At 47.2% G+C, this 26,417-nt stretch carries 22 protein-coding genes, 3 tRNA genes and 1 other annotated feature; of the genes, 8 read left to right on the forward strand and 17 right to left on the reverse strand.

Translation table 11 applies throughout. From position 1 onward, the window contains the following. Positions 1-2: 2 nt before the first annotated feature. The 3 genes from MHI54_RS08640 to aldA form a co-directional block, all read right to left on the reverse strand. On the reverse strand, positions 3-515 hold the full coding sequence (locus tag MHI54_RS08640) for a type 1 glutamine amidotransferase domain-containing protein (protein ID WP_340082893.1): 513 nt from the start codon (positions 513-515) through the stop codon (positions 3-5). Between the two features lie 67 nt (positions 516-582). Continuing rightward, positions 583-2,286, reverse strand: a complete 1,704-nt coding sequence (acsA, locus tag MHI54_RS08645; protein ID WP_095215692.1) for an acetate--CoA ligase — start codon at positions 2,284-2,286, stop codon at positions 583-585. Positions 2,287-2,456: 170 nt separating this feature from the next. Continuing rightward, positions 2,457-3,899, reverse strand: a complete 1,443-nt coding sequence (gene aldA / locus MHI54_RS08650) for an aldehyde dehydrogenase (protein WP_095215699.1) — start codon at positions 3,897-3,899, stop codon at positions 2,457-2,459. 248 nt (positions 3,900-4,147) lie between these two features. Here aldA and MHI54_RS08655 point away from each other — a divergent pair, with 248 nt between their 5' ends. After that, positions 4,148-4,339 carry a CsbD family protein gene (locus MHI54_RS08655; RefSeq protein ID WP_095215693.1) on the forward strand — a complete coding sequence of 64 codons (192 nt, stop codon included), beginning with the start codon at positions 4,148-4,150 and terminating at the stop codon, positions 4,337-4,339. Between the two features lie 162 nt (positions 4,340-4,501). Here MHI54_RS08655 and MHI54_RS08660 read toward each other — a convergent pair whose 3' ends face one another. Continuing rightward, complete coding sequence (locus tag MHI54_RS08660) at positions 4,502-5,257, reverse strand: N-acetylmuramoyl-L-alanine amidase (RefSeq protein ID WP_095215694.1); 756 nt, start codon at positions 5,255-5,257, stop codon at positions 4,502-4,504. Between the two features lie 274 nt (positions 5,258-5,531). Here MHI54_RS08660 and MHI54_RS08665 point away from each other — a divergent pair, with 274 nt between their 5' ends. The 4 genes from MHI54_RS08665 to MHI54_RS08680 are packed head-to-tail and all read left to right on the forward strand — an operon-like array spanning position 5,532 to position 9,435. Then, positions 5,532-6,929, forward strand: a complete 1,398-nt coding sequence (locus MHI54_RS08665; RefSeq protein ID WP_233134959.1) for a spore germination protein — start codon at positions 5,532-5,534, stop codon at positions 6,927-6,929. Between the two features lie 15 nt (positions 6,930-6,944). Next, positions 6,945-8,033 carry a GerAB/ArcD/ProY family transporter gene (locus MHI54_RS08670; protein ID WP_340082895.1) on the forward strand — a complete coding sequence of 363 codons (1,089 nt, stop codon included), beginning with the start codon at positions 6,945-6,947 and terminating at the stop codon, positions 8,031-8,033. Continuing rightward, positions 8,030-9,274: a Ger(x)C family spore germination protein gene (locus MHI54_RS08675; protein ID WP_095215696.1), complete on the forward strand. Its 1,245-nt coding sequence runs from the start codon at positions 8,030-8,032 to the stop codon at positions 9,272-9,274. Before MHI54_RS08670 ends, MHI54_RS08675 begins: the two co-directional genes overlap by 4 nt. Beyond that, a complete protein-coding gene (locus MHI54_RS08680) occupies positions 9,274-9,435 on the forward strand; it encodes a hypothetical protein (RefSeq protein ID WP_158221516.1) in 162 nt (53 codons plus the stop codon). The genes MHI54_RS08675 and MHI54_RS08680 overlap by 1 nt, the downstream gene beginning before the upstream one ends. 47 nt (positions 9,436-9,482) lie before the next feature. On the opposite strand, the gene MHI54_RS08685 is transcribed toward MHI54_RS08680, so the two are convergent. Continuing rightward, positions 9,483-9,555, reverse strand: a tRNA-Arg gene (locus tag MHI54_RS08685). 151 nt (positions 9,556-9,706) lie between these two features. On the opposite strand from MHI54_RS08685, the gene MHI54_RS08690 reads away from it, so the two are divergent. Beyond that, positions 9,707-10,348, forward strand: a complete 642-nt coding sequence (locus MHI54_RS08690) for a deoxynucleoside kinase (RefSeq protein WP_340082897.1) — start codon at positions 9,707-9,709, stop codon at positions 10,346-10,348. Continuing rightward, entirely contained in the window at positions 10,345-11,028 is a 684-nt protein-coding gene (locus tag MHI54_RS08695; RefSeq protein ID WP_095215698.1) for a deoxynucleoside kinase, read from the forward strand. Before MHI54_RS08690 ends, MHI54_RS08695 begins: the two co-directional genes overlap by 4 nt. 43 nt (positions 11,029-11,071) lie before the next feature. Here the strand turns inward: MHI54_RS08695 and proC are convergent, their stop codons facing one another. The 10 genes from proC to guaB form a co-directional block, all read right to left on the reverse strand. Continuing rightward, on the reverse strand, positions 11,072-11,893 hold the full coding sequence (gene proC, locus MHI54_RS08700; protein WP_233134962.1) for a pyrroline-5-carboxylate reductase: 822 nt from the start codon (positions 11,891-11,893) through the stop codon (positions 11,072-11,074). A gap of 137 nt (positions 11,894-12,030) precedes the next feature. Beyond that, a tRNA-Ser gene (locus MHI54_RS08705) sits at positions 12,031-12,123 on the reverse strand. 58 nt (positions 12,124-12,181) lie between these two features. Then, a tRNA-Ser gene (locus MHI54_RS08710) sits at positions 12,182-12,277 on the reverse strand. Between the two features lie 60 nt (positions 12,278-12,337). Then, on the reverse strand, positions 12,338-13,612 hold the full coding sequence (serS, locus tag MHI54_RS08715) for a serine--tRNA ligase (protein WP_095215701.1): 1,275 nt from the start codon (positions 13,610-13,612) through the stop codon (positions 12,338-12,340). Positions 13,613-13,660: 48 nt separating this feature from the next. Beyond that, positions 13,661-13,862 (reverse strand) — a binding site (T-box leader). 256 nt (positions 13,863-14,118) lie between these two features. Continuing rightward, positions 14,119-15,447, reverse strand: coding sequence for a serine hydrolase (locus tag MHI54_RS08720; protein ID WP_233134964.1), 1,329 nt, complete (start codon positions 15,445-15,447; stop codon positions 14,119-14,121). 106 nt (positions 15,448-15,553) lie between these two features. Continuing rightward, positions 15,554-16,234 (reverse strand): uracil-DNA glycosylase, encoded by a 681-nt coding sequence (locus MHI54_RS08725; RefSeq protein WP_340082898.1) that lies wholly within the window; start codon positions 16,232-16,234, stop codon positions 15,554-15,556. An 86-nt stretch (positions 16,235-16,320) separates the two neighbouring features. Next, the gene (locus MHI54_RS08730) at positions 16,321-18,414 is read right to left on the reverse strand and encodes a TRAP transporter permease (RefSeq protein WP_340082899.1); all 2,094 of its coding nucleotides are present in this window, start codon (positions 18,412-18,414) and stop codon (positions 16,321-16,323) included. Beyond that, entirely contained in the window at positions 18,411-18,926 is a 516-nt protein-coding gene (locus MHI54_RS08735) for a DUF1850 domain-containing protein (RefSeq protein WP_340082900.1), read from the reverse strand. The genes MHI54_RS08730 and MHI54_RS08735 overlap by 4 nt, the downstream gene beginning before the upstream one ends. A 66-nt stretch (positions 18,927-18,992) precedes the next feature. Then, positions 18,993-20,000: a TAXI family TRAP transporter solute-binding subunit gene (locus tag MHI54_RS08740; protein ID WP_340082901.1), complete on the reverse strand. Its 1,008-nt coding sequence runs from the start codon at positions 19,998-20,000 to the stop codon at positions 18,993-18,995. 164 nt (positions 20,001-20,164) lie between these two features. Next, a complete protein-coding gene (gene guaB / locus MHI54_RS08745) occupies positions 20,165-21,640 on the reverse strand; it encodes an IMP dehydrogenase (protein ID WP_095215706.1) in 1,476 nt (491 codons plus the stop codon). 135 nt (positions 21,641-21,775) lie between these two features. Between guaB and MHI54_RS08750 the strand changes: the two genes are divergently transcribed. Continuing rightward, on the forward strand, positions 21,776-22,732 hold the full coding sequence (locus MHI54_RS08750) for a YaaC family protein (protein ID WP_340082903.1): 957 nt from the start codon (positions 21,776-21,778) through the stop codon (positions 22,730-22,732). Positions 22,733-22,742: 10 nt separating this feature from the next. On the opposite strand, the gene MHI54_RS08755 is transcribed toward MHI54_RS08750, so the two are convergent. Both MHI54_RS08755 and gyrA read right to left on the reverse strand, forming a co-directional pair. Then, positions 22,743-23,822 (reverse strand): HD domain-containing phosphohydrolase, encoded by a 1,080-nt coding sequence (locus MHI54_RS08755; protein ID WP_340082905.1) that lies wholly within the window; start codon positions 23,820-23,822, stop codon positions 22,743-22,745. Positions 23,823-23,895: 73 nt separating this feature from the next. Continuing rightward, positions 23,896-26,412: a DNA gyrase subunit A gene (gyrA, locus tag MHI54_RS08760; RefSeq protein ID WP_340082906.1), complete on the reverse strand. Its 2,517-nt coding sequence runs from the start codon at positions 26,410-26,412 to the stop codon at positions 23,896-23,898. Positions 26,413-26,417: the final 5 nt, after the last annotated feature.

The raw sequence follows: 26,417 nt of genomic DNA on the forward strand, positions 1-26,417 counted from the left end.
ACTTATTTCAATAGCTTCAAGGATTCGTCGATGAATGCTGGAATGTCATCCGGCTGTCTGCTTGTAACCAGCTGATTCTGACAAACGACAACTTCCTTGTCTTCCACAGTGGCTCCGGCATATTCCATATCCACCTGAATGGATTTATAGCCTGTCGCCTTGCGTCCTTCAAGTGTCTTGGCGGTAATCAGCAGCTGCGGACCATGACAGATTGCGAAGACCGGCTTTTTCTCGTCCATGAAGTGCTTCGCGAAATTCACGAATCGATCATCCGCACGCAAATTATCAGGTGATCCTCCGCCTGGAATGAAGAGGGCGTCGAAATCTTCCGGTTTCACGTCATCGATACCTTTATCGATTGGTACTGTCGCTTCCCCTTGCTTACCGGTTACACTTTTACCTGCTTCCATCTCGATTGTTGTCACTTCATGACCAGCTTGCTTGAACGCTTTGGCTGGATCCGTGTATTCCACATCCTCAAAGGAATCCGTTATTACAGTAGCAATCTTAGCCATTGTCCAACACTCCTTTTTAAAAGTATCACACAATGTATGATTCCACATGAGCCGGGGATTAAACCTGTCAATCCTCCAAAGTGGATGTATCCCCAAGAGGAAGACCCAGTTCTTTCGCCCGCAAGAGGCGGCGCATGATTTTGCCGCTTCTTGTTTTCGGTATGGAAGTGACGACTTCGATTTCCCTTGGAGCAGCATGTGCACTTAATCCTCTTTTAATGAATAAGCGGATTTCTTCCCGCAGCTCCACGGAATCTTTATGTCCCTTATCCAGAGTGATGAAGGCCTTGATGATTTCCCCGCGTTCTTCATCCGGCTTCCCGATTACCGCAGCCTCCGTAACTGCCGGATGCTCGATCAGCTTGCTTTCCACTTCAAAGGGTCCGACCAGTTTCCCAGAGGTGTTGATCACATCATCCAAACGTCCCTCAAACCAGAAATACCCTTCTTCATCCACTTTGGCGCTATCACCTGATACATACCAGCCCTTGATGAAATAACTATCGAATTTTTCCTGATTGCCCCAGATTGTTTTCATCATCGATGGCCAGCCAGCCTTCACTGCCAGATTTCCGCTTGTGTGCGGCGGAAGTACATTCCCCGCATCATCGATGATGGCAGCCTCGATCCCGGGTATCGGTTTGCCCATGGCTCCCGGCTTGATCGGCAGTGTCGGATGATTGACGATGAGCATGGCGCCTGTTTCGGTCATCCACCAAGTATCATGGACACGTTTGCCGTAAACTTCTTCCGCCCAATAGATGATTTCTGGGTTCAGAGGCTCCCCGACACTGAGGACATGACGAAGCGAGGACAAATCATTGGCACGGGCAGCCCCTTCACCTGCTGCCGCCAGCTTCCGCAATGCAGTCGGGGCAGTATACCAAACCGTCACCTTATGACGTTCGATGATCTTGTACCAAGCCTCTGGTGTAAAGCGTCCGCCGGCAATTACATTCGTCGCCCCATTCAGCCACGGTGCAAATATGCCATAACTTGTTCCTGTAACCCAACCCGGATCAGCCGTACACCAATATATATCATCCTCCTGCAAATCAAGAACCCATTTGCCGGTGGCATAATGCTGGATCATCGCCCTATGGGCATGATAGACACCTTTGGGCTTGCCAGTGGACCCAGAGGTATAATGCAGGAGCATGCCATCTTCTTTATCCAGCCAAACCGGCTCGAATTCAGGCGATGCTTTCTCCATCAATTCGGTGTAGTCATGCACCCCCTCAAATGACTCGCTGCCGAGTACGATGATCTCTTTCAAATCCGGGAGGTCATCTCTTTTCACACGCGGCAGCAGTTCTGCAGTGGTTATCAACACACTGGCTCTGCTATCCTTCAACCGATCTTCCACTGCCTGTTCCATGAAAGCCTCGAATAGAGGTCCGGCTACAGCACCATTTTTGAGAATACCAAAGAAGCTTGCGTAAAAATCAGGACAGCGGGGCATGAACAAGAAAACTCGATCACCCTTTGTGACGCCAAGCGACTTCAGCATATTAGCCGCCCGGCTGCTGTGTTCTTTTAGCTGCTTGAACGTCCACTTCTCTTCTATTTCCCCATTTTGATAAATCAAGGCAAGCTGATCTGCTTTAGCTGGATTTTCCGCATGACGATCCACAGCCTCGTAAGCAGCATTCAATTTGCCCGTATTAAACCAGGAGAATTCCCGCTCCATCTGACTCCACTCAAACGACTGACGTAGTGCTTCAAAATCCGTTACATTGTGCTTTCCGGCGAGAGGTGCTAACATTTTCATGATTCGACATCCTTCCCTTAAATTTGTAAGCGTTTACAATAAATACGAATAAAAAAGCCTCTGTCTGCATCAGCAAAGCAAGTAGGTTATTTCCATTGTACCTTGTTTTCCTTACCAAACAAAGCGAAAACATAAAAATGAGCACCCGCTCCTATAACGGGTGCCCTGCATTATTTCTTATATTGCATGTACACTGCTTGTGTGATGAGGAAATCCTCGATTCCATGCTTGCCGTCGGTACCGCCAAGGCCTGATTTACGGATCCCGGCATGATACCCTTGCACGGCTTCCATGTTTTCGCGATTGACATATGTTTCCCCGAACTTCAGCTCGTTGATCACTTTCAACGCTTCATGAATATCTTCCGTATATACAGAAGAGGAAAGACCGTATTCCGTATCGTTCCCCATTTCAATTGCTTCTTCCAGGTCGGTGAACGTAACGATCGGAACAACAGGTCCGAAAATTTCATTTTTGATGATTTCGGAGTCATGCTGTACGTTGGCCAGGATGGTCGGTTCATAGAAGTAGCCTTTTTCTGCATCTGCCCTCTTGCCGCCAATGATACAGACAGCGCCTTCTTCTTCAGCTGCCGCCACCATTTCTTCCACCGTTTCCAGTCGATCCTTGCTCACAAGCGGTCCCATTTCTACATCATGATCCTCAGCGGGATTACCATAGGAAACTTGCTCAAATGCTTGTTTCAGTTTATCTGTGAATGCTTCGGCTATGCTTTCCTGTACATAGACGCGCTCTGCATTCGTACATGTCTGGCCATTGTTCAGCAGACGGGATGCTTTGATTTGCTCAACAGCCAAATCCAGATCGGCATTCGCTGTGACGATGGCAGGTGCCTTACCCCCAAGTTCGAGATTGACCTTGGTGATATTCCGTGCGCCGGCTTCCATTACCTTTGTTCCTGCTTCCACGCTGCCGGTAATCGAAATCATGTCCACTTTCGGATGAGAAGCGAGCTGATTCCCCAATGCGGATCCTGTACCTGTCACATACTGATAAACGCCGTCCGGCACGATGCCCAATTCATCCACCATCTTGGTGAACTCATATGCTGTATTTGGTGTTTGCTGACTTGGTTTCAATACAAGTGCACAGCCTGCTGTCAAAGCTTGGGCCACCTTACGTGCCAGAATGAATACTGGGAAGTTCCATGGCACGATACCAGCAACCACCCCGATCGGTTTCTTGAAAATGAGGATATTTTCATTTGGCCGATCACTAGGGACGATATCGCCTTCGATCCGGCGGGCCCATTCAGAAGTATAGCGGAAGAAATCGATTGCCATATCCACTTCGCCAGTGGCAAGCTCGTAATTCTTCCCTTGTTCCTCCTGCAGCAAGGAAACAAAAGCATCCTTTCGTTTCTCCAGCTCATCACCTAGCTGGCGTACAATCCTGGCCCGCTCGATTGCCGGCGTCTGCTCCCATCCTTTCTGGGCTGCGGCAGCTCCTTCGACGGCTCGCTCCACCTCCTCTTCAGTCGCTTTTGGGATATTGGAAATGACTTCTTCCGTAGCCGGGTCAAGAATATCAATTGTCTCTTCTGACTCAGAGGTAACAAAGGTTCCGTTGATATAAAGCTGATGCGTCTGCACTTTCATCCTCCTTTAATCATTCCTGCTGGTTGTTTTCCACCATATAGGAGAATGCAAACGCAAAAGACCCGCTCTTTCATCGAGCGGGTCTTTTCTTACACTTAGCAGATTAGTGGTATGGGGGATACCTGGTAACACTATTCCCGCCCTGACAGATTCTAAACCCTGAACCAAGAAAGTTTATCTTTTTTTTTAGCGGGAACAGATTTAGACAACCTTTCATACTTTCATACAAGGAGGGATTGAAAATGGCTGAAAATAAACAAAGTCTGAGTGAAAAAGTAAAAGGTGCCGTTTCCAAGATCAAGGGCGAAGCGAAGGACCAGATTGGCAACGCGAAAAACGACAAAGGCATGCAAGCAGATGGGAAGAAAGACAAAGCAAAAGGCAACCTGCAGGATACGGCCGGAAAATTAAAAGAAAATCATGACCGTCAATAAGAAAGCGCCTCTCCTTTCAGCAGGTAAATCGGAAGAATCTATAGGAAACTTGGGAAAGTAAGATGGGTATCCAAATTCGTCAAATTTCGTGCTACAATGAATTTAAAGATTTCCCCTAAATTTCTAACGCAAGATGGCTGCCATTAGGCAGCCATCTTTGTGTTAGATGATTTCCACATATTGCGGGTTTGCTGTTATATAGTTTCCGCTCTTCAGTTTATACATCGTCGAACCATTGACGGTAAGTGTCTCCACCACTGTGAACACTTCCCCTTGGCTTACTATACCGGCACGCGCATTCCAATCCGGCGCATCATAATAGTACAAGGAAGCAACTTTCACTCGAATCAGGAAGGTTGTATCAGAGCCCGATTTTTTTCGCAGACCCAATGCTCTTTCCAAACCGTTGACATGCCCTCGCGCCACATTCTGGATCCATGAATTGGATTTCATCTTTGCTGCGTCGGCACTATTGTCGATAAAACCATTCTCCGTCAGCACAGCAGGCATTGCCGTTTCCCGAAGCACATGGAAATTCGCCTTTTTCATGCCGCGATCTGACATGCCATTCAGCTTCATCACTTCTTCGTGAATCCGGGCGCGCATCACTCCTGTTTCGGAGCTGTCTGATAGTGTCGTATAAATATAATCCTCATAGCCTGTGCCGCCCCCAGCATTGACATGGATACTCAGGAAGAAATCAGCACCCCAAGCATTCGCATCATCCGTCCGCTGGGTAAGTGAGGGGAATGTATCCCCCGTACGAGACATGCGAACCTCTGCATTTTCATACTCCAGCTGCAGGATATTACGGATCGATGTCCCGATTGCCAAAACCACATTCTTCTCCTGAATCCCGTTTGCTGTCGCTCCCGGATCGGAACCTCCGTGTCCTGGGTCTACATAAATCTTCACCATTCGACCATCTCCCTTACTTTTTTGACTGCCATATGATACCTTATGCAGCCTTGTACTAGATAAAAGCGGTTGCTGTCACAATTTCACAACCCATTCTGTTTCTATTATCGAAAGATAGGCCCGAATCGTGTCATCCGTTCATAAAATATCGGCTGATTAGACACACTAACGGAACAACAGAGAGGTGATCGGTGTGTTTCCTTGGCAGAAAAAGAAGACAGAGGCTGTGGAGAAACGAAAAACCACAGAAATATCCAGGAGCCTGAAAAAAAATGTGGACTATATCGAAAAACAATACTTATATGGCATCAATTACGATTTCGTCTCAAGGGAATTAAGGGGAGCTACTGGTAAATACCATATATTCTACTACTCCACCATAGTCGATACAAAACAGCTGAATGACCATATCGTAACGCCATTGATGGAAACCAAAAAGGACGTATCCGTCGATCGAATTGTCACATTGTCCAATCTCAGCAGTGTAAAGGACATGAATGATGTAGAGAAGGGCCTTATGACAGGCAGCGCCATCATCTTTAAAGATGGGGACAAGGAAGGGTTCGAAGCTAAAATCGATAACTTCAAACATCGCAACATCGAAAAACCAGAAAATGAGAAAACCGTCAGGGGACCAAAGGAATCCTTCACGGAGTCTCTACCGACAAATATATCCATTTTCCGGAAACAGATCCCCTCCAAAGATTTGATTGTCGAAAATATCGAGGTTGGCACAAGACCCGCCATGCCAGTATCCCTTATTTATGCCCGGGACCTCGTAAACGATGAAATACTGGAGAATATCAAAAAGCGGCTAAGGGAAATCACAGTCGATAGCGTACGAAATATCGAGGTGCTGGAGCAATTCCTGGAGGAAAGGCCTGCCTCTCTTTTTCCTACGACTCTGTATACAGAACGGCCGGACAATGCGGCTAACTTCATCGCAGACGGCTATGTGATCCTTTTGATGGAGAACTCCTCATCCTGTCTGATTGTACCGATCACCATCTGGTCTTTCTTCCATTCTCCCGAGGATCGGTATCTGCGATGGGCCTTCGGGAATTTCAGCAGATTGATCAGAGCCATCGCCTATTTCATCACCTTATTTGTCTCTGCCACCTATGTAGCCATAACAAATTACCATAGTCAGCTCATCCCGATCGATTTGCTCCTTGCCATAGCAGCCAGCAGGGAACGGGTCCCGCTGCCGATCATCTTCGAGATTTTAATGATGGAAATAGCCTTCGAATTAATCCGGGAAGCAGGTGTGCGCATTCCTTCACCACTCGGACCGACCATCGGTATCGTCGGGGCGTTGATCCTGGGACAAGCGGCAGTCGAAGCAAATATCGTCAGTCCGATCGTTGTCATCATTGTGGCACTGAGCGGGTTATCCTCGTTCGCTGCTGCCAACTACAGCATCAACCATACCTTGCGGATATCCAGATTCCTTTTCATCGTAGCTGCCAGTTTTTACGGATTGCTCAGTCTGCTGGGAGCCATAGTGATTTGGGCGGCATATGTCGTATCCATTACATCCTTTGGCGTGAACTACTTCGCACCAGCTACACCCACAAACAAATCGACACGCGATACGTTTTTCCGCAAGATACTGAAAAAGGAAAAATGGAGACCTGGATTCCTGAATCCAAAAGACTGGGATAAATATTAGAAGGAGGTTATCATCATGAGACTAAATAACAAGCCATTACGTGTTCGTGAACTATTGGCGTTAATTTTTTTGCTTATCGGTTTAAAAGGGGGCGATACAACCCCGGCCCTTTTTGCCGACCAGGCCCAAAATGCCATATGGCTGGCACCGATAATCTCCTTTCTCTTTTTATTAGGTCCCTTTTTGCTTCTCATGTCCCTGCTGAAGAAATATGAAAATTATAATCTGGTGGAACTTATCTTCCACCTGCTTGGAAAGAAAGCCGGAACCGCCCTTGCATTGCTGCTTATGATCTGCGGTTATTTATCCATGTTCACGGATATGCGCAATGTGGTGGAAGAGATCAACTATTTATATTTCCCGAATTCGCCAACGCTCGTTATTTATGTCCTCTTTCTCGGCATCTGCCTGATTGTCGCCCATAAAGGGCTGGAGACAATCGGAAGCTTGGCCTGGGCACTGCTCCCTATAATCGTGCTTACAGTCATTTCCGTATTGATAGTGGATATAAGAGCAGCTGAATTATTACGCATTTTCCCGATATTCGGTGGAGGTGTGGGTACGGTCCTTCGGGAAGGCATATCCAAATCGGCTGCCTTTATGGAAATATTCCTGATAACGATTGCTTACTCGGCTTTTCACCACACCAAATATTTCCGGCTGGGCATCTTTTGGGGCGGCGGACTATCCGCTATCCTGATCATCACCTTCTATGCGATTTATACGATGCTGTTTGATTATAATTCCATCAATAATATAGCTTTTCTTTATCAAGAATCGACTGAAATCATTCCCTTAAGACATTTTTTTACAAATATCAGCACTTTCTTCATGGTCGGCTGGATGTTCTCCAACTTCATTCGATTTACCATCTTCCTTTACTTGCTAAGCTGGATTTTCGGAGCCATCTTCGAGATAAAACGATTTGAAGGTCTCCTGCTGCCAATGGGGTTCATCGCCATGATGGTTTCACTCATTCCGCCTAGCTTTGTCGTCAATGAAATGATTTTCAGGGAAAAGAGCCTGCAATTTATGACGCCTATTTTCTTCTTATTCCCTTTTCTGCTATGGGGAGCATCTTACTGGAGGGATAGAAAAACATGAAAAAGCTTATCCTCATCCTCTTAGCAATACAGCTGACCATCATTCTCGGAGGCTGTTACGACCGTAAGGAATTGGAAGAGCAGGCCTACGTCATCAGCGTTGGGATCGATAAGACAGACAAAGACAAAATCTTTCGTTTCACATTTGAAATGTCCAACCCTGAAGTAGGCAGCTCCGTCGCAAATTCATCCACTACAGAGCCGCCTCAAGAGATAGTCAGTGTATTAGGTTCAAACTTTTTTTCTGCCATGAGCGCTGCCAATGCATCCGTGGCAAAAGCGATAACCTTGGATCAAGCCCGGGTCGTCATCGTTTCCCAGGAATTGGCTCGTTCAAAGGAATTCATCAATGTGATGCAATCCGCACCAAGTACAGTGGATTTGAGACTCAATGCACAGCTCGTCATCAGCAAGGAGAAAGCCGAGGATTTCATCAAGCAAAATAAACCGAAATTGGAGACTCGACCACATAAGTATTTCCAATTCATGCTGGATCGAGCCAAAGAAACAGGGGTTATTCCCGATGCCCCCCTGGTTCGGTACTTTCAGATCACGGAAGGCGATGCAGATCTCTTCATTGCACCCTTTGCCACCAATGACAAGGACCCCAAAGAGGAATATGGAGAAGAAGACCGATTCAAGGCTGGCGAGGTTCAATTAAAAGGAAGTAACCCTACACAATTCATGGGATCGGCCGTATTCAAGGAGGGACAGATGATCGATACCTTGACAGGGGAAGAAACACGTTTTTGCCTGATGTTTGATAAGACGCAGCCTCTGGAAGAAATCATAGCAACCTACCAAGATCCGCTAAGGCCTGACTTTGGAATAACTGCCCGTGTACAAGTCGCCAAAGCGAAAGTGAAGATAGACTATAAGCCCGATAACAAGACAAATATTGATGTATTTGTCAATGTGCATATGAATATTGCCGCTGTTCCAAGCACAGAAAACTATATGCTCAATTCTCGCCACAGGAAAATCCTGCATGATTCACTTGAAAAACAATTGCATGACAGCGCAAGCAAATTAATCAGAAAAACACAGGATGAATATAAACTGGAGCCCTTTTACTGGTCGCTGCATATCAGGAGCAAATTCCTGACAATCAAGGATTATGAAAAAGCTGATTGGTCGAAAAAAATCTATCCAAATGCAAATATCCGACTGCACATCAAAGTAAAAAGCATGGAGTTCGGTAAGATCCTGCGGGAATCCGATTTGAGAGAGGTGCGGGATTGATGTATCACTTCTATATGGCGCTTATGGTCATTTCCATCACCATCTATACGGGACTGTTCTGTTACTCTCTTTACAAGACCGATAATAAAAAAGGGGCAGCAGCTGTCCTAGTCTTGATCTTGATGGTCATCATCAGTCCCTTCCTGGTTTATTTGTTCTAAAAAAAGCCACAGCCTTGATAGGCTGTGGCTTGCTTTACATATACGGACGGCCCCGGCAAGATTCGAACTTGCGACACACGGTTTAGGAAACCGATGCTCTATCCCCTGAGCTACGGAGCCACGACAAGTTATATTATACCTGATTCATCAAATCTTGCAAAGTCTGTCGCATTTTCCACTGATTTCTTCCTTCACTATGTCGAAGCAGACACTCTTCTATGGTAAACTATATTTATTTGCCATACAACGTTTTGAGTTTGGAGGATACATCATGCACGAGCTGCCATTTATTGCAGTGGAAGGCCCCATCGGTGTCGGAAAGACATCATTGGCTAAACGAATCGCGGATCATTTTCAGTATGCACTGCTGAAGGAAATCGTGGAAGAAAATCCGTTTCTCGGTAAATTCTACGAGAACATCGAAGAATGGAGCTTCCAGCTGGAAATGTTCTTTTTGACAAATCGGTACAAGCAGCTGAATGACATTCGCAAGGACTATCTTTCCCAGGATCAGCCGGTGGTTGCAGACTATCATATTGCTAAAAATATGATTTTTGCCCAGCGCACACTAGCTGCTCCGGAGTTTAATAAATACAGCAGGATTTTCTCCATTTTGACCGAAGACATCCCGCTGCCCAATATGGTGATTTACTTGGATGCCAGCCTGGAGACGCTGCTGGAACGGATCGAAATGCGTGCCCGGGAGGCGGAACAGCATATCCAGCCGGATTACTTGGAGCAACTGGCATCCGATTATCGCACCTTCATGGATCGATTCGAACAAGAGAACCCGCATATCCCCGTGCTTCGCCTGAATGGAGATGAACTGGATTTTGTGAAGAACGAACAGGATTGGAAGTATATTTGTGACAGGATCTCCTCTCACTTGGATAAAGGAGTAACATCATCATGAACCTTAGAGAGAAATATCATATTCCTGCAGATAGTGTCATCACTATTGCAGGTACAGTCGGTGTCGGGAAATCGACTATGACGCAAGCCTTGTCCGAAGCTCTGAATTTCCGTACAAGCTTCGAGAAAGTGGATGGAAATCCATACTTGGATAAATATTACGCTGATTTTGAACGCTGGAGTTTTCATCTTCAAGTTTATTTCTTAGCAGAACGCTTCAAAGAACAAAAAAGAATCTTTGAATATGGCGGCGGCTTCATCCAAGACCGTTCCATCTATGAAGATACTGGCATCTTTGCCCGAATGGCGTATGAAGAAGGAAATATGTCAAAGGTTGACTATGAGACATATCGCTCCCTCTTTGATGCCATGGTAATGACACCATACTTCCCGCATCCCGATCTGCTGATCTACTTGGAAGGATCCTTTGATCATATCATCAGCCGCATCAAGCAGCGCGGTCGGGAAATGGAACAGCAAACGCCTATCAGCTATTGGGAAGAAATGTTCAACCGCTATGAAAAATGGATCAATGATTTCAATGCTTGTCCGGTACTGCGAGTCAATATAGCAGACTATGATCTTTTTAATCCGAATACATCCATCGAACCTATCTTAGAAAAGGTCGGCCATTTCATTCAGCATTCCCGTAAATGGACATCGCGCCAGCCTTCCAAATAAAAAATCCGCCATTGACTAGACTGCCTAATCAATGGCGGATTTTTCATTTCGTGAATGCCTGCCCCATTTCCTTGGAACGGGCTGCTGCAGCTTGTACACAAGCTTGAATTGCGGCTTTGACGTCTTTTTCCTCCAATACACCGATGCCTGCTGCTGTCGTACCGCCAGCACTGGTGATATTCGCACGCAGCTGAGCTGGCGTGAGATCAGATTGCTCAAGCATCTTTGCTGCTCCTTTAAACGTCTGGATCAACAACTGTTTACCAATCGCTTCATCCAACCCGACTTGAGTACCCGCTTCCTCCAACGCTTCCATCATGTAATACAGATAAGCTGGACCGCTGCCGGAGATGGCGGTGACAGCATCCATGTCATCTTCCTCTACCTGGACCGCTGTCCCGACGGTTTCAAACAGGCTGCTCACTAGCTGCATCTCATGACTGCCGGCGTGAACTCCTGCAGCTACAGCTGTTGCCGCCTCCAGAATGGTAGCAGATGTATTTGGCATGACCCGGACTACCGGCTGACCCTCTGGCAGATATCTTTCCAGAAACGAGGTATGAATCCCTGCAAGAACCGATACTATAATTTGTCCTGGCTTCAGATTCGCTTCTTTCAAATATATCATTGCTGCTTCTGCATCTTTCGGCTTCATCGATAAGATAATGACATCTGCATCTTCCAGGAGCTCCGTACGATTCCTTGTAACCGATACTCCATAAGCAGTATGCAATTCCTGCAATCTTGCTTCATTAGCATGATTCGTCAGCCAGATGCCTTCTGCCGGAAGGTGATCCGCTGCGATCAATCCCTTAACAAGCGCTTCTGCCATGGCACCAGCGCCTATAAATGCTATTTTCTTCATAAGTGCCTCCGTTCCACGTGAAACAAGTTTGGTGTATTATCTGACGTTTCCATATCGGAAGTCAATAAAAATATAAAAAAAATCGTTACGAGAAACGTAACGATTTCATATCTCCAATTTTATGCGTTAATAAAAAATGGCGGAGGAAGAGGGATTCGAACCCCCGCGAGCCGTTAAGCCCCTGTCGGTTTTCAAGACCGATCCCTTCAGCCAAACTTGGGTATTCCTCCGTAAGACAAAGAATAATATAACATATCGAAAAGCTAGATGTCAATAAAATATAAAAAATGGCGGAGGAGGGGGGATTCGAACCCCCGCGAGCCTTAAACAGGCCCCTGTCGGTTTTCGAGACCGATCCCTTCAGCCGGACTTGGGTACCCCTCCATGCTTTTGTCTCCAAAAGCTATCTCACCATATTTTCATCATTCCTGTCAAGGTCTGTGCTTAGCGAATTTCTGTTTTCCCACCCATATAAGGAATCAACACTTCCGGAATTTTCACCGATCCGTCTGCTTGCTGATAGTTTTCCAAGATGGCAGCGACCGTCCGTCCCAGTGCCAAGCCTGATCCATTCAATGTATGGACAAACTCCGGCTTGCTCTTGTCATCGCGTTTGAATCGAATGCCGGCACGACGCGCTTGGAAGTCCTCAAAATTGGATACGGAAGAAATTTCGCGATACGTACCGCTGCTAGGCAGCCAAACTTCCAGATCGTATTTCTTCGCTGCAGTGAATCCAAGATCACCTGTGCACATGCTCATGACACGGTATGGAAGCCCTAGCAGCTGCAATACTTTCTCGGCATGTCCTGTGATTTCCTCCAGCACCTGATAAGAATCCTCCGGTTTGACGAACTGCACAAGCTCTACTTTATTGAACTGATGCTGACGGATCAAACCACGAGTATCCCTGCCGGCGGAACCCGCTTCGGAACGGAAGGAAGCACTGAATGCAGCAAATTTCTGCGGCAGCTGATCGCCTTTCAGGATCTCTTCACGATAGTAATTAGTCACTGGAACTTCCGCAGTCGGCACAAGGAAGTAATCCCAGCCGTCCAGCTTGAATGCATCTTCTTCGAATTTTGGAAGCTGACCGGTGCCAGTCATGCTCGTTCTGTTCACCATATATGGCGGGAGCATTTCCTGATAACCATGCTCATCCGCATGAAGATCCATCATGAAATTGATCAAAGCACGCTCCAGGCGGGCTCCTAAGCCTTTGTAGAATACAAAGCGGCTTCCTGTCACCTTTGCAGCTCGTTCAAAGTCAAGGATACCCAAATCAGCTGCAAGATCCCAATGTGCTTTTTCTTCGAAGTCCTTCTGCTGCACCTCACCCCATTTGCGCGCTTCCACATTATCATCCTCGGATTCGCCCACAGGGACGCTCTCATGCGGAATATTGGGGATGGAGAGCAATAGCATATCCAACTCACTTTCGACGGCTCTCAGCTCTTCATCGTATGCTTTGATTTGATCGCCTACTTCACGCATCTCCTTGATCTGTGCATCCGCATCCTGCTTCTCCTTTTTTAGGACCGCAATCTGTTTGGATACCTCATTGCGTTTCGCTTTCAATTCTTCCGTCTCATTGATAAGCTTACGGCGGCGTTCATCCAAATCCCCGAATTTATCAAGGTCCGTCAAATCTTCCCCGCGATTCGTAAGTTTCTGTTTTACTTCGTCAAAGTTTGAACGTAGATATTTCATATCCAGCATAATGCTTCCTCCTTTTTTCTCGAACAAAAAAACATCCCATCCCCATAGAAAAGGGACGAGATGTTCCACCCGCGATACCACCCTGGTTGAAGACAAAGATATCTTCCAGCTCGGCAAGGTAACGGTTTGTACCGGGTATGTCTCCATACCATTCCAGGATGGATTCACTTACAGTCCTGCATCGATTCCCACCAGCCATCGACTCTCTAAAAGCATGCTGTAAGCTACTATTTCCTATCATCACGTTGTCGTTATTCTTCCTACAGAATAGCTAATTCCAGGTAATTATGCAAGTATGATATGCAATTCCAGCTTTAGGATTTACATACCAGCATGGAATTATACAAAAAAAGCGGAAAAGGCTATGATCTTTTCCGCTTTCGATGTTGTCCAGCTATAGAACCAGAAACTGCGGTATAGGCGATAAATCCCTGCATGAGGAAAGGCACCCCATTCCGTGATCTCACCTATCCCTCCGTTCCTAACGTTCTTTTTCGCTTTTCGTATTAGAACCAGCCTTTGACTGTATCGGCTACGCTGTTGAAGATACTGGCGAAGAAGTCACCGATTGCCCCCAGGGAGAGCATGAACCAGTTGGACTTCTCTACATCCTCGGATGCTACGACATCGACAGTATATGAGCCGCCGTTGATATTGCCTTGGTCGTCTCCGTCATAGACAAGTGTCGCAGTTCCGACTTTATCGCCTTTTTTCACTGGAGCGACCAATTCGCCGTCAGCATTCAGCTTGTCCTTGTCGACTTTGTACTCCAAGTGGTATTTATCTTCTTCCCCATTCTTCACAGAAGTGGTGACCGAATCTTTTAGCGAGATGGCTGCACTGTCTTCTTTCCCTTTTGCCACCGGGACGGAAGCATGGTCCTTGATTTCCGTTCCAGCTTTGTAAAGTTCAGTCTGTTTGAACTGGTTGAAGCCGTAATCCAGCAGCTTTGCTGTTTCCTGGAAGCGTGCTTCTTCACTATCCGACTTCATTATCACGGTGATATAGCGCTGCCCGTCGCGCTCAGCTGTACCTGTGAAGCAGTAGCCAGCCACGTCTGTATGGCCCGTTTTCAAGCCATCCATCCCTTCATATCCATAAGCTTTCAGATAGCCAGGCATGTCCGGGAGCATCCAGTTCCAGTTCGTGATTTTCTTGCCGTCAAAATCCGTTTGTGTAACACTGGATACCTCGAGTGCTTCCGGATGATCCTTGATCAAGTTGTAAGCAAGGATACCGGTGGATTTTGCAGTCATCAGGTTTTCGTCATTGACGTTTGTTCCCTTTGGACGGTTATCCCCCAAGTCCGAATTGGAAAGTCCAGAAGCATTGACGAATTTATAATCCTTCATGCCTATTTCTTCCGCTTTTTCATTCATCATTTTGACGAATTCGGTCTCACTGCCACCTACAAGCTCTGCAAGTACGATAGTTGCGGCATTATCAGAATTGATGGCCATCGCATTATATAGATCGCGAACAGTGTAGTCCTTGTTCTGTGTGAGTCCTGTACCGGAGAAATCCGTATTCGAGGAAATGCTGTAAGCATAATCACTTACTTGCGTTGTCGTATCCCAGGAGATAGTTCCTGCTGCGATTGCATCCAAGATAAGATATTCCGACATCATCTTCGTCATGCTTGCTGGAGGTAAAGTGAGATCTGGCTTCTTCGCGTATAATATCTCGCCAGAGTTGGCGTCTATTAAAATTGCGGATTCCGCTTTGATATCCAAGCCTTCCGCAGCTTGTGTGTCTAGTGGCTTTGCTAGAAAAGTGTTAAACGTAATCAGCATCGCGAGCAAACCGATCATCGATGCTTTCAAAAGATGTTTCAAGTGTTCCTACCTCCACAAAAAATAGAATCGTTACTGTGCATCCCCGCTATTTTACCATAGACGATAGGCAATGGGGAACGTTCTTTGTACCGATTCTATATTTTGTTCACAGGTCTGGAATACACCAGTCAATCGGCTCCAATCCATTGGCTTCCAATATTTCATTCGTCTTGGAAAATGGCTTGCTGCCAAAGAATCCGCGCCTTGCAGATAATGGACTTGGATGGGCCGAGGTCAGCGTATGATGCTTTTCCGTATCTATCAGCTTCTGCTTTTCCTGTGCGTGTCTTCCCCAAAGGATGAATACGACCGGATCCTGTTTCTCATTCAATGATTCAATCACACGATCCGTGAAATGCTCCCAGCCTTTGCCCCGGTGAGAGCCCGCTTGATGAGCTTCCACCGTCAAGGCGGTGTTCAATAGCAGCACCCCTTGTTCCGCCCACTTCCTCAAATAGCCATGTGATGGGATCGGACAGCCGATATCATCCGCCAGTTCCTTGTAAATATTGATGAGCGACCGCGGTATCGCCACCTCCGGCTGTACCGAAAAGCTGAGTCCATGTGCCTGATTCGGTCCATGATAAGGATCCTGTCCCAAAATGACTACCTTTGTATCCGCAAATGATGTCATTTTGAGCGCTTCATAGATATGATGCATATCCGGATAGATTGTCCTCTCTTGATATGCTTCCTTCAAAAAGCTTCGCAGTTCCTTGTAATAGCCTTTTTCAAATTCATCCTGCAGAATTTCCTGCCAGTCATTATCGATAAGTTGTTTTGCCATGCCAATCCACCTCCAAGTCATTGTATCAGACCTATACCCGTTATGAATAAAGAAAAAAGCTGTCCTGATACAGGACAGCTCTCACTTCAGCTTGCAACCGGCTGATTCATTTCAGATCGTTTGAACATGTATTGGCATGCAATCAGTGCTGCGAAAATAATCAAGCCAGCCATGCTGAGCCAGACTCCCGGATAAATCAAGGCAAGGGCGGCTGCAATGGCAACAAGGCGCTCCGGCCAATAAAGCCTTCGGAACCAGTAACCGATCATACCTGCCCCGATGACAATCATGCCCAGGAAGGCGGTAAGGAATATCCAGGCCACCTCCACATAATTAGATGTTCCGAACAGCAGCAATTCCGGGGCAAACACAAACATATAAGGAATGATGAAGGCTGCTATTGCCAGCTTGGTCGATATAACTCCCGTAGCAATCGGCCGGCCTCCTGATATACCTGCTGCCGCAAAGGCCGCCAAGGCAACTGGTGGTGTAATGTCAGCCATGATGCCAAAGTAAAATACAAACATATGGGCCGGCAAATCATTCACTCCCAATAGGATGATTGCCGGTGCCGCTATCGTCGACGTGATGATATAGTTGGCTGTCGTCGGTGCCCCCATCCCAAGAATCAAGGATGCAATCATCGTAAAGAACAATGTCCAAAACAGCTGTTCATTCGCAAGACCTACCAGGCTGTTGGCAAGGCTGAGACCAAGACCCGTTTTCGTTACGACTGCCACGATGATACCAGCCGCGGCAGTCGCTGCAATTACGCTTAAGGCAGATCGTGCACCATCCACCAGTGCCTCGATCGTCTCCAGGAAGTTACGGTCGAAGAAGTAGCTGACAATGACAGTGGCAAGTGCGGCAATGATCAACCCATTCTCGATGGACAAGCTGCCGGTTGCGCCGCCATAGATCAAATAAGCAGCCAGCACGACTCCGAATACAATCGGATACAGATGGCGGTAGACTTCCTTTCTGACCAGGGCAATAAGGACACATGTGACGATTCCATATAAAGCGGCTCGCATAATGCTGAGTCCGGAACTCAAGTAGAAAACCATCGCCAGGATAGGCAGCAGCAAATAGAGCTTGCTTAGCACTTCCTTCTTATCCGGAAGCTCTTCCTTCTTCAATCCCCGCAAACCCGTACGCTTTGCTTCAAAGTGGGTCATGATCCAAATGCCGGAAAAGTAAAGGATAGCCGGGATGATTGCCGCTTTGGCAATCGTCCAATAGCTCACACCGATGAACTCGACCATCAAAAAAGCAGCTGCCCCCATCACAGGCGGCATGATTTGTCCCCCGGTGGAAGAAGACGCTTCTACAGCTCCTGCGAAGTTTTTGGAATAGCCTAGCCTTTTCATCATCGGAATGGTAAAAGACCCTGATGTCACTACATTTGCTACCGAACTGCCGCTTACCGTCCCTTGCAATGCACTTGAGAAAATGGCAACCTTTGCCGGTCCGCCGATCCTCCTTCCGGCAACGAGCAGAGCAAGATCATTGAAATACTGCCCGACACCTGTCTTCACCAAGAATGCCCCGAATAAAAGAAAGAGAAAAATGTAGGTTGATGATACACCGATCGGCGTTCCAAGCATGCCTTCTGTCGTGAAGAAAAGCGAATTTACGAGTGTATCGACATCCACTCCGGGATGGACGATGAAATCAGGCAGCTGCCTGCCCCAATAGGCGTATGCCATAAAAAGGATGGCGATGATGACGATTGGGAGCCCGACAGTACGTCTGGTGGCTTCCAGGACGAGCAGTACCGCTATTGCACCTGTAGCGAAATCCAATGTCGTCATCTGTCCGCCTTGGGCAATGATGCTGTCATACATGACCGGCCAATAAGCACCGACATAAAACCCTAAGGCTGCCAATATATAATCGTACCAGGCAATTCGTTTAACCTTGCTCTTGCGTTTTGCCGGGAACAATAAATAAATCAGGACAAGCCCGAATCCCAAGTGGACGGATCGATGAATCTGTGTTGGTACATTTCCGTATGTAGCTGTATAAAGCTGATATATCGAGAACGCAAGCAACAGGAAAAACACGACTGCCCCCATGATGCCCGCAAGCTTCCTGAAATTGGATTCACTGTCGTATTTCTCGAGCAGCTTCTGCTGTTCTTGATCCGACAATACGTCATTCATCGCTTTATCGTTCATTCAAGCCGTTCCCCCTTCCATAGGTTCCATAAATTTGTGTATACTGCTTGGATTTTGATAGAGGCACCTGGTCCGATATTTTCCTGGAGAGAATAGCTTTGCTTTTGGTAAACCAGCTGGTGATTCGCCACCACTTCTCCGATTGTCAGATGAAGGGCCTCCCGATAGCCTTTCATATTCCGTATATAATACTTCCCATCTTTCATTTCGAATGTCTCTTGCTGCTTTGCATCTGCATCTGCCGGCATGCCAACAGCAGTATCCTCATAGACAAGCTGATATGGGTACAGCCTGTTTTGCTTGATCGTGTACTCCTCCGTCACTTCGGAAAGATGGATCGAATGGGTGTAACGGATGCTCACATGCGCCCCATCCGCGACTGGTAAGTAAGCAAGAAGCTGATCACTCTGCAGATCTTTACAGGCGACTATATGCCGGAAGGGTACAAATATGTACGAAACAATCAGTACCATGATCATTAGACTGATCAGAAGGATAATACGGACTCGCAACACGATACACCTGCCTTTTGCAAAAAAACGCCGGTAAAGAAGCTACCGGCGTTTTTCAGTATTCAATCAGGAAGAAGGCAGCTCCACTCCTGCTTCCTCCAAATAACGCTTGGCACCAGGGTGGAATGGGATGCTTACACCATCAGCAGCCGTTTCTGCCTTTATGAACTCTGCCTTTTGATGGCCGATATCTCCTGTATTTTCATACAATGCCTTTGTCATGTTATAAACAAGTTCTTCATCCATGCCTGCTGTAGTCACAAGCATCGCATTTACGGATACTGTTTCAACTGGCTCCTCCAAGCTGTATGTGCCTGCTTCGATCGTGTAAGGAGCATAATAGGGCTTCTCTTCAATCAATTGATTCACTTTATCTTCATCCAATCCGACTATCGTGACCGGAGTCGTAGCCGAAAGACTTTCCACCGCCCCTGTCGGTGTACCGGCTGTAATGAATGCCGCATCGATCGTTCCATCCTGCATGCCAGCTGTCGATTCGCCGAAATCAAGATTCTGCACCTCGATATCATCCACATTCAAGCCATGGATTCCAAGGATATCCTCTGCACTTGCATTCGTTCCCGATCCCGGAGCGCCGATTGATACGGTTTTCCCCTTCAAATCTTCAACGGTTTGGATACCGCTATCTTCCGTTGCGACAATCTGGATCGTTTCCGGATACAAGGAACCGATGGCCTGTATGTTCTCGATTGCTTTCCCATCAAACATCAGCGTCCCTTCTGATGCATAGGCAGCGATATCCGTCTGACTGAACGCGACGATATCATCATTGCCTTCACTCAGTTTATTCATATTTTCAACGGATGCCCCCGTCGATGTAGCTGTCGCTTTTACATTTTCAACATTGGAATTAAGAATTTCTGCAATGCTTCCTCCAAGCGGGTAATATGTACCCTCCGTCCCTCCAGTGAGCAGCGTGATGAATTGCTGTCCGCCGCCGTCACCGCCGTCGGAATCCCCTGATCCCCCGGCTGTACCCCCTCCGCAGGCACTGAGAATAAGTACCATTACCGTCATAAGGATTACCGCAGAAAGTGATTTTTTCATTTTCATACATTCATCTCCCCCTTAGGCTATATCAATTCTCCATAAGGGCACCAAACCCTTCTAGTTTTTAAAATATTATTTCTATTGAAAAAAATCTGTTAATTCGTTAGATTATGTACTATAAAAAAGAAACGACGCCGATTTTGGCGTCGTCTCAAGTATGAATAAGATTAGTTGATGGAATAGTTCGGTGCTTCTTTTGTAATTTGGATATCATGCGGGTGGCTTTCGCGCAGACCTGCACCAGTCATACGGATGAACTGTGCATTCTCGCGGAAGTAAGCCAAATCAGGAGCGCCGCAGTAGCCCATGCTTGCACGCAAACCGCCAAGCAGCTGATGAACCGTATCAGCCAAAGCTCCTTTGTATGCGACACGTCCTTCGATGCCTTCCGGTACCAATTTCTTCGCTTCTTCCGTTTCACCTTGGAAGTAGCGATCCTTGGAACCGGATTTCATGGCTCCGACAGAACCCATTCCACGGTATACTTTATATTGACGGCCTTGGAAGATTTCAGTTTCCCCAGGGCTTTCCGTCGTACCTGCAAACATGCTTCCGAGCATGACAGCATGTCCGCCTGCAGCAATTGCTTTCGCAATATCGCCGGAGTACTTGATTCCGCCATCGGCAATGATGGAAACACCATGCTTGTCAGCTTCGACTGCACAATCATTGACAGCGGTGATTTGCGGTACACCGACACCCGCCACAACACGCGTTGTACAAATGGAGCCAGGTCCGATCCCGACTTTGACTACATCGGCACCAGCTTCGATCAAGGCACGTGTGCCTTCAGCTGTTGCTACGTTTCCTGCAATCAAATCAACTTCAGGGAATTTCTCCTTGATTGCCTTCACTTGCTCCAAAACGCCTTTGGAATGACCATGCGCAGTATCCACGACAAGGACATCCACTCCAGCTTCCACCAGTTTGCTGATGCGTGTCATTGCGTCACCAGTTACCCCGACAGCAGCGCCGACTAATAGACGGCCATGTTTATCTTTTGCGGAATTCGGGAATTCGATCACTTTCTCGATATCTTTGATCGTGATCAAGCCCTTCAGTACACCCTTCTCATCGACAAGCGGAAGCTTTTCGATTTTATGCTTCTGAAGGATTTTCTCGGCCTCATCCAATGTAGTGCCCACAGGTGCTGTCACCAAGTCTTCCTTCGTCATGACATCGGAGATCGCGATGGAGTAATCCTGTACGAAACGAAGATCGCGATTTGTCAGGATACCGATCAGCTTCTGTTCTTCTTTATTGTTAACGATTGGCACACCTGAAATGCGGAATTTGCCCATCAGATGCTCTGCATCGAATACTTGGTTTTCCGGGCATAAGAAGAATGGGTCCGTGATAACGCCGCTTTCCGAACGTTTGACGCGATCCACCTGCTCAGCTTGCTCCTCGATGGACATGTTTTTGTGGATGATCCCAAGTCCACCCTGTCTAGCCATGGCAATGGCCATGCTTGCCTCTGTTACAGTATCCATGCCAGCACTGATCAATGGGATATTCAAAGTGATATTTTTCGTCAATTTTGTCTGGAACTTCACATCACGGGGCAGCACTTCTGATTTTGCCGGTACAAGCAAGACATCATCAAAAGTCAAACCCTCTTTTGTAAACTTGTCTTCCCGCATGTTTATCCTCCTTTTATCATGAAATGTTTATATATGGTTAAAATACTGCTATTAAAACCTATTTCTACTTACAATACGCCAAGATGCGCGGTTTTTCAACTATATGAGCACTTAAAAAATATTGGAGGATTCTGTATGCATGATGAAAACGTATCCACCTTCTTTTCTTATCTTGAAGCAGAGGATGCAGCTCTTACCTTCCTGCAAAACAGCTACCGGCATCTCGACATACCAGATGCAGAAACACGCAGCTACCAGAATATTTCCGCTTTCCTAGCTTATCTGGAACACGGCAAGTCTTATTACGCCTATGGAAAAAACGCTCCGCTATTGATGAAACCTGTTTTATTATTTTACGGAATGACCCATTTTATGAAGGCTAGTTTGCTCCTGACACGCCCTGCCTATCCGGAATCCACTGCTGATTTGGCACATGGCCTCTCCACCAGGAAGCGAAAAAAACGGGATTATCAGTTCATCCTGGATGAAGTCATGTTACAGCAGCGCGGCTTATTCCCGTATTTTTCCCGTTATGTGTGCAAGCGGGACATCCCGGCTGTCAAAAAGGTTTCCATGGGGGATATGCTGCGGCTTATACCTGAACTCCAGGATCTCCTTTCCTTGCAGCAGGAAAAAAGGAGTCTCGTCGAAGCAGGCAGGAAAAAAGATATCATCGTACTTCCGGATTGCTTACTCGACGACTTCCAATATACAAAACGCCGCTTTTTGGCATTCCTGCAATCATACTCCTACCAGGCAACCGAACAGGCGCCGCTTTCCCTGCAGCCGCCGGACTCCCTTTGGCAGGCTGCAGGGCCCCTGTTTTACAATCCATTAAGCCAGCAATACTATTTTATCCGGCAAAGCTATTGGAGCGGCTTTCATGAATGCATGGCCCATTATGCACTTTCCTACAATTTAAGCATGATATGCCGCTATGAAGCGGAATGGTGGATGGATCTATTGCATATCAACCGGCGTAATGAATATCCGCTCATCATGCGTTTTCTGGAAATCACTGCGGATAAATTCCCCTTATTGATAGGATCGTATATGCTGAAGCATTTCCAGGATATAAAAAAAGCACGCTAGTCAGCGTGCTTCATCTCGAAATGATCTCAGTGATGCATATATGCGGCATATCCTTCAAGGCTTTGACTTGCCCGGTCTGCTCCTCGCGGACCATCGGCCTGGCAGGATGGTTGTTATCCGTGAAGACGACCTCTGCGATCTCCCCGGTGGATAACCTGACCTTCGTATTTTGCTGGGCATCGACAAATGCCTGGATGAAATGCTTGATCATCACTGGATCAAAGCGCTTGAATTGTTCCTTCAGAATGATATCGACCGCTTCATATGGTGATACGGCAGCTTGATAAGGCCGATTGGATATCAAAGCGTGATAAGTATCGCAAATCGAGAGGAGACTGGCAAATGGGTGTATCTTCTCCTTCGGTAATCGCAGCGGATAACCCGTCCCATCTGCTTGCTCGTGATGCTGAAGGATGGCAAGCTTCGCTTTGGACGAAAGGATGGAGGCATCCTCAACCATCCGATAGGACAAAGTGGGATGCCGCTGGACATCAACCAGGTCCTTGTCATGAAGACGACGTTTCTGGATATGATAAGGCTGTTTTAGTTTGGACATACCGCAATCAGCCAGGAAAGCAGCCAAACCGATTTGCTTGATGTCAGCTTCAGGGAAATTGGCTCTTTGCAATACAGCCGCCACAAGAGCGGCTGTGCCTGCTGCATGCTCCGGCAGGTAATCGGATTGCTCACGATATGCGGGCAGATTGAAAACATTGCCGTCCCACTTGCGGACCTTCTCCAAAACAGGAAGAATATGATTCCGATGCAAGGGGATATCCACAGCACCGCCATGCTGCCAAGTATGGAAATGCTTTTGGTAGCCTTCAATGGCTTCTGCATATGCATCCAAAAAATGCACTTCTGTTATCGTATCTGGATTGCTTACGAAAGACTCTTCCTTAGGAATGAACGTACTGCCATCAGACAAATGACTTGCGACCGTCACTTCCTTCACGAGCAGCTTCCGTAAATAGAAAACTTCCGTATCAGTCAGTATGGTCTTACTTTTTATGAGTGGCAGGCCGCTTTTACCCATGACATCGGCTGTCACGATACAGCCAGCGACGAGTTGATTGGCTGAGACGATCATATTCCGCATCCTTTCATCCAATGGTTATGTAAAAAAAGCATTCCCACCACTATGGGAGCGGGAATGCTTTTTATCAATCTTGTTCCGGATCATCTGTCTCCGCTTCCACTGGTTCCTCCAGCATCTCACCAGAAACAGCCTCGATCTCTTCTTCTTGTTCTTTATCAATCCTGGCAACAGTGGCTACTGCTTCATTCTCCTGAATACGAATCAGGATGACACCCTGTGTATTCCGGCCGGTAACCGAGATACTGGAAACAGGCATCCGGATCAGTACACCGGAAACAGTGATGATCATGATATCTTCTTCACCAGTAACTGGTTTGGCTGATACCATCTGTCCTGTTTTTTCCGTGATTTTGGATGTCAGGATCCCTTTACCGCCTCGGTTTGTAATACGATATTCCGATTCAGGCGTCCGTTTCCCGAAGCCTTTTTCGGTAACATTCAGGATGTCCACACCTTCATCGAGGATATCCATCGATACGACGGAATCATCATCCCCGCGCAGGGTTATCCCTTTGACACCGGCAGCTGTACGGCCCATTGGTCGAATCTGTTCCTCAGGGAAACGGATCAGATAACCGTTTTTCGTCGCAATCATGATATGTTTATGGCCATCTGTCATACGGACAGAAATCAATTCATCATCCTCACGCAAGTTCAATGCGATCAGACCGCCCTTACGTATATTGGCGAATTGGGAAAGTGTCGTCCGTTTGGAGATGCCATGTTTTGTCGTAAACACCAAGAACCAATCATCGGCAAATTCCTTCACCGGGATCAAGGCATTGATCCATTCGCCCTTCTCGATTTCCAGCATATTGATGATCGGGATACCTTTTGCCGTCCGGCTGAATTCAGGTACTTCATAACCTTTGGCGCGGTATACTTTCCCTTTGTTCGTGAAGAACAGGATCGTATCATGCGTGCTGGTGGAAATCAGATGTTCAACGAAGTCATCTTCATTCGTACCCATGCCTTGGATACCACGGCCGCCGCGTCCTTGACTGCGGTAAGTGGAGGAAGGCAGGCGTTTGATGTAGCCTTGATGCGTCAATGTGATGACGACATTCTCTTCAGGGATAAGTGCCTCGTCCTCGATGAAGTCGGTTCCGCCGATAACGATTTCCGTACGGCGTTCATCACCGAAGCGCTCCTTGATTTCAGTCAGTTCCTCACGAATGATCTCAAGCACTTTCTCTTCATCGGCAAGAATGGCTTTAAGCTCAGCGATCAGCTTAACCAGCTCTTGATACTCATCTTCGATCTTATCGCGCTCCAAACCAGTCAAGCGCTGCAGCCGCATATCAAGGATCGCTTGAGCCTGTTTGTCGGAGAGCTCGAAACGCTCCATCAAAGCCTCACGGGCAATGTCCGTTGTTTGGGAACCGCGGATCAGGCTGATGATTTCATCCAGATTATCAAGTGCGATTCGCAAACCTTCCAGGATATGCGCCCTGGCTTCCGCTTTGCGCAATTCGAATTCCGTTCTGCGGCGGATGACGACTTGCTGGTGGTCCAAATAATGCTTCAGCGTCTGCTTCAGGTTGAGGATCTGTGGTTTATCATCCACAAGGGCAAGGATATTGATCCCGAAGGATGTCTGCAGAGCTGTATGCTTGTACAGATTATTCAGGATTACATTCGGATTCGCATCCCGGCGGACCTCGATCACGACCCGCATACCGTTCCGGTCTGATTCATCACGCAAATCTGTAATTCCCTCGATACGCTTATCACGAACAAGCTCGGCAATCTTCTCGACAAGCCGTGCCTTGTTCACCTGATAAGGAAGTTCCGTCACGAGGATGGTCGATTTGCCATTGTCATGCTCGATGATTTCGGTCTTTGCCCGGATTGTGATCGAACCGCGGCCCGTTTCATAAGCCTTGCGGATGCCGCTTCGTCCCAGGATCTGGGCTGCGGTAGGAAAGTCCGGTCCGAAGATATAATCATCCATCAATTCCTCGATCGTGATATCCGGATTTTTACTAAGGGCCAAAACCGCATCGATCGTTTCATTCAGGTTATGCGGCGGAATGTTTGTCGCCATGCCGACCGCAATACCCGAAGCGCCGTTCACAAGCAGGTTCGGGAACCGTGCCGGCAATACAAGCGGCTGCTTCTCCGAGCCATCATAGTTATCGCCATAATCGATCGTATCCTTGTTGATATCACGCAATAGTTCCATGGATATCTTGGACATCCTTGCTTCCGTATACCGCATTGCCGCCGCTGAGTCACCGTCCACCGAACCGAAGTTCCCGTGTCCGTCCACGAGCATATAGCGATAACTGAAATCCTGCGCCATACGGACCATCGCTTCATACACAGCCGAGTCGCCGTGCGGGTGGTATTTACCGATTACTTCCCCGACGATACGGGCCGATTTCTTGTATGCCTTATCGGCATGCATCCCCAGATCATGCAATGCATAAAGGATCCTGCGATGAACCGGCTTCAAGCCGTCCCGCGCATCTGGCAAGGCACGTGCTACGATAACGCTCATTGCATAGTCAAGGAACGATGTACGCATTTCCTGACTTATATCTCTTTCTTGCACACTTGGACGTAATTCATCCGCCATGCGAA

The organism is Terribacillus sp. FSL K6-0262 (assembly GCF_037977385.1).
In the GTDB taxonomy this organism is placed as follows: domain Bacteria; phylum Bacillota; class Bacilli; order Bacillales; family Amphibacillaceae; genus Terribacillus.